This window comes from Sphingomonas sp., from assembly GCF_040398505.1.
In the GTDB taxonomy this organism is placed as follows: domain Bacteria; phylum Pseudomonadota; class Alphaproteobacteria; order Sphingomonadales; family Sphingomonadaceae; genus Sphingomonas.
The window spans coordinates 1-4238 of sequence record NZ_JBBATX010000039.1 but is presented as its reverse complement, the minus strand read 5'-3'; the positions used below and the strand labels follow the sequence as shown (position 1 = coordinate 4238).

Sequence of the window (4238 nt, the reverse complement as noted above, 5' to 3'; positions counted from 1 at the left end):
ATGGTCGACAACGAACCCGGCATCCTCGCGCGGATCGCCGGCCTCTTCACCGCGCGCGGCTATAATATCGAGAGCCTGACCGTGTCGGACGTCACCGCCGACAAGGCGGTCAGCCGCATCACGATCGTCACCACCGCGAGCGATGCGACGATGGAGCAAATCCTCGCGCAGCTCGACCGGCTCGTGCCGGTGCATTCGGTCACCGATCTCACTGCGCTCGGCCCGCATGTCGAACGCGAACTCGCTTTGCTCAAGGTCGCAGGCACCGGCGAGCACCGGATCGAGGCGCTGCGTCTCGCCGACGTCTACCGCGCGCGCGTGGTCGATGCGACGACCAGCAGCTTCGTGTTCGAAGTGACCGGCGGGCGCGAGAAGATCGACACCTTCGTGACCCTGATGCGCGAAGTCGGGCTGATCGAAGTCGCCCGCACCGGCGTCGTCGCGATCGCGCGGGGGAATTCGGGCGTCTAAGTCCCTCTCCCATCGGGAGAGGGAGGGGCCCGCCGCGGAGCGGTGGGAGGGTGAGGGCAGCAACCCACCCTGCCCGCACCAACTTCGACTAGGCAGCACGCTGCCAAGTCTTCGTATCCTCTCCCACAGGGAGAGGGAAAGAAAGGGAATTGAATGCGCGTTTATTACGATGCCGATGCCGATCTCAACCTGATCAGCGACAAGAAGATCGCCATTATCGGCTATGGCTCGCAGGGCCACGCCCACGCCCAGAACCTGCGCGACAGCGGCGTCAAGGACGTGGCGGTTGCGCTTCGCGAAGGTTCGGCCACCGCACAAAAGGCCTATGCCGCGGGCTTTCAGGTCAAGACCAACAAGGAAGCCGCCGCCTGGGCCGACATCATCATGATGCTCGCCCCCGACGAGCATCAGGCAGCGATTTATGCCGAGGATCTCCACGGACATATGAAGCAGGGTGCCGCGCTCGCCTTCGCGCATGGCCTCAACATCCACTTCGGCCTGATCGAACCGCGCGCCGATCTCGACGTGATCATGATCGCGCCCAAGGGCCCCGGCCACACCGTGCGCAGCGAATATGTGAAGGGCGGCGGCGTGCCGTGCCTGATCGCGGTCGACAAGGATGTCAGCGGCAACGCGCATGACGTGGCACTCGCTTATGCCAGCGGCGTCGGCGGCGGGCGCAGCGGCATCATCGAAACCAATTTCCGCGAGGAATGCGAGACCGATCTGTTCGGCGAGCAAGCCGTGCTGTGCGGCGGCATCACCCACCTGATCCAGGCCGGGTTCGAGACGCTGGTCGAGGCGGGTTACGCCCCCGAAATGGCCTATTTCGAATGCCTCCACGAAACCAAGCTGATCGTCGATCTGCTCTATGAAGGCGGCATCGCCAACATGCGCTATTCGATCAGCAACACCGCCGAATATGGCGACATCACCACCGGCCCGCGGATCATCACGGCGGAGACCAAGGCCGAGATGAAGCGCGTTCTCGCCGACATTCAGGGCGGCCGTTTCGTCAAGAATTTCGTGCTCGACAATCGCGCCGGGCAACCCGAGCTGAAGGCCGCACGCAAAGCCGCCGCCGCGCATCCGATCGAAAAGGTCGGTGCCGAACTGCGCGCGATGATGCCGTGGATCGGCGCGAACAAGCTGGTCGATAAGGACAAAAACTAAGCCGCATCCGGCATCGTGGAGGGTGCCGCCCGCGCCCTCCACGAAACGGTTCGTTGCCGAAACAGCGTTTGACGATGCCGCCTGTTGGCCCGCATTTGGGTGCCACACAACAGGAGAACCGCAATGCAACTGACCCACCTTTATACCGCCGCCGCCGCCCTCATTCTGTTCGGTGCCCCCGTCGTTGCGCAGATGGCGCCGCCCGAGATGCTGCACGGCGGGGGCACCGCCGCTGACGTCAAGGCGGGCACCTATGCGATCGAGCCCAACCACACCCAGGTGACCTTCAGCGTCAGCCATTTCGGCATCTCGCCTTACGCCGGCACCTTTTCCGAGGCGAGCGGCACGCTGATCGTCGATCCCGCCAAGCCCGAAGCCACCAAGCTCGACGTGACGATCCCGATCGCGAGTGTCCAGACCACCAGCAGCGTGCTGACCGGCGAACTCAAGGGTGCCGACTGGTTCGACGCCGCCAAATTCCCGACCGCGACGTTCACATCGACCAAGGTCACGCAAATCACGCCCGATGCAGTGCAGGTCGACGGCACACTCACGCTGCACGGCGTGACCAAGCCCGTTACGTTCCGCGCCAAGCTGTTCGGCGCGGCGACCAATCCGATGAGCAAGAAAGCCTCGATCGGTTTTCTCGGCCGGATGGTGATCCATCGCTCGGATTTCGGCGTCAGCAAATATGTGCCGGTCGTGTCGGACGAAACCGTGCTGGTGATCAACGCCGCGTTCGAACGGCAATAATCGAAGCAGATCGCCGGTGCCCCGGTCGGGGTGTTGGCGGCGCTGCGGCTCAGGCCGGCATCAGCGCGCGAAAATAGCTTGCCGTTTCATGCGAGACATCCAGCAGCAGCGCGTGCAGCCGCCGGTCAAACGCATCGACCGTCTCGCGGCGTTCGCGGTGCAGCATCATCCAGTCGCCAAACTCGCGATCCTCGGTTTCGCGGTCGACCAGCACCCGCAGGTCGCGATGCCGCGGATCGCGCAAAAGGCTCGCCAGCAAATCGGCGATACTGTCGTCCGGACCCTCGATCACTTGCAGGAAATCAGTACCTTGCGTGTACAGCAGCCCGGTAATGCCATCGAGACCGTTGCGCAGCAGCGCTTGCCGCGTGATCGCCACCGCGTCGTCCTCGGCATGACCGCGCGGGTTGGTCGTGACGCTTTTATAGATGATTTGACGCATTCAAGCGCCCTACCCGCGCGGCGCGATCGTGGAATTGATATCGATCAACCTGCCGATCGGACTGGACAGCCTCGCCCTGCAAGCGCTATTCACCACCGATGCCGCTTGCTTCGGGCCTTACCCTGCGACTTACGCGCCCTTAGGCGCGCATACTGCCGCGCGCCCCGAGTGCAGCGCGGCCCGCCTAAGGACCCACCGCCCACATCGACCCGCGATCCTTAGCGAGACTTGCCATGTTGCGTGACCCTTCGACCAAATACCGCCCCTTCCCCACCATCGATTTGCCCGACCGGCGCTGGCCGTCGCAGACGATCACCACTGCGCCACGCTGGCTGTCGACCGATTTGCGCGACGGCAATCAAGCGTTGATCGACCCGATGGACGCCGAGAAGAAGACCCGCATGTTCGACCTGATCGTGAAGATCGGGATCAAGGAAATCGAAGTCGGCTTTCCCGCGGCGGGTGCGACCGAATTCGATTTTATCGCCGGGCTGGTCAAGACCGGCCGCGTCCCAGACGACACGCTGATCCAGGTGCTCACCCAGTCACGCCGCGATTTGATCGAGACGAGCTTCGACGCTTTGCGCGGTGCCCCGCGCGCGATCGTCCATCTCTACAACGCCGTCAGCCCGGCGTGGCGCAAGATCGTCTTCGGCATGACCCGCGCCGAGGTAAAGCAAATCGCGATCGAAGGCGCGATGATGCTGCGCGATCAGGCCGCCGCCCAGCCCGACACCGACTGGTTTTTCGAATATTCACCCGAGACCTTCTCGACCGCCGAACTCGATTTCAGCCTCGAAGTGTGCGAAGCGGTGATGGACGTGCTGCGGCCCACGCCCGACCATAAATTGATCCTCAATTTGCCCGCGACGGTCGAATGCGCGACGCCCAACGTCTATGCCGATCAGATCGAATGGTTCGGCCGCAATATCCGGGGCCGCGATACCGTTGCGCTCAGTCTGCACCCGCATAATGACCGCGGCACCGGCGTCGCCGCCGCCGAACTCGGGCTGATGGCGGGTGCCGACCGGGTCGAGGGCTGCCTGCTCGGCAATGGCGAGCGCACCGGCAATTGCGATCTTGTGACAGTCGCGCTCAACATGTACACACAAGGGCTTGATCCAAAACTGGATTTCTCAGATATCGACGAGGTCGTCAACACGGTCGCTTACTGCACGCAACTCCCGGTCCACCCGCGCACGCCTTATGCTGGCGACCTCGTATTCACCGCGTTTTCGGGCAGCCATCAAGACGCGATCAAGAAGGGCTTTGCCGCGCAGGAAGCCAAGAACGACACACTGTGGGAAGTGCCATATTTGCCGATCGATCCGGCCGATCTCGGCCGCAGCTACGAAGCGGTGATCCGCGTCAATTCGCAAAGCGGCAAGGGCGGCGTCGC

At 63.3% G+C, this 4238-nt stretch carries 5 protein-coding genes; 4 read left to right on the top strand and 1 reads right to left on the bottom strand.

Translation table 11 applies throughout. From position 1 onward, the window contains the following. The 3 genes from ilvN to ABWP09_RS06935 all read left to right on the top strand — a co-directional run. On the top strand, window positions 1–471 hold a 471-nt coding region (gene ilvN / locus ABWP09_RS06945), incomplete at its 5' end, for an acetolactate synthase small subunit (protein WP_353204420.1). 153 nt (window positions 472–624) lie between these two features. Further along, window positions 625–1644, top strand: a complete 1020-nt coding sequence (gene ilvC / locus ABWP09_RS06940; protein WP_353204419.1) for a ketol-acid reductoisomerase — start codon at window positions 625–627, stop codon at window positions 1642–1644. Window positions 1645–1767: 123 nt separating this feature from the next. Then, window positions 1768–2397 carry a YceI family protein gene (locus tag ABWP09_RS06935; RefSeq protein WP_353204418.1) on the top strand — a complete coding sequence of 210 codons (630 nt, stop codon included), beginning with the start codon at window positions 1768–1770 and terminating at the stop codon, window positions 2395–2397. A gap of 49 nt (window positions 2398–2446) precedes the next feature. On the opposite strand, the gene ABWP09_RS06930 is transcribed toward ABWP09_RS06935, so the two are convergent. Then, window positions 2447–2839: a BLUF domain-containing protein gene (locus ABWP09_RS06930; protein ID WP_353204417.1), complete on the bottom strand. Its 393-nt coding sequence runs from the start codon at window positions 2837–2839 to the stop codon at window positions 2447–2449. 233 nt (window positions 2840–3072) lie between these two features. On the opposite strand from ABWP09_RS06930, the gene ABWP09_RS06925 reads away from it, so the two are divergent. Next, the coding region (locus ABWP09_RS06925) for a 2-isopropylmalate synthase (RefSeq protein ID WP_353204416.1) at window positions 3073–4238 on the top strand (1166 nt) is incomplete at its 3' end.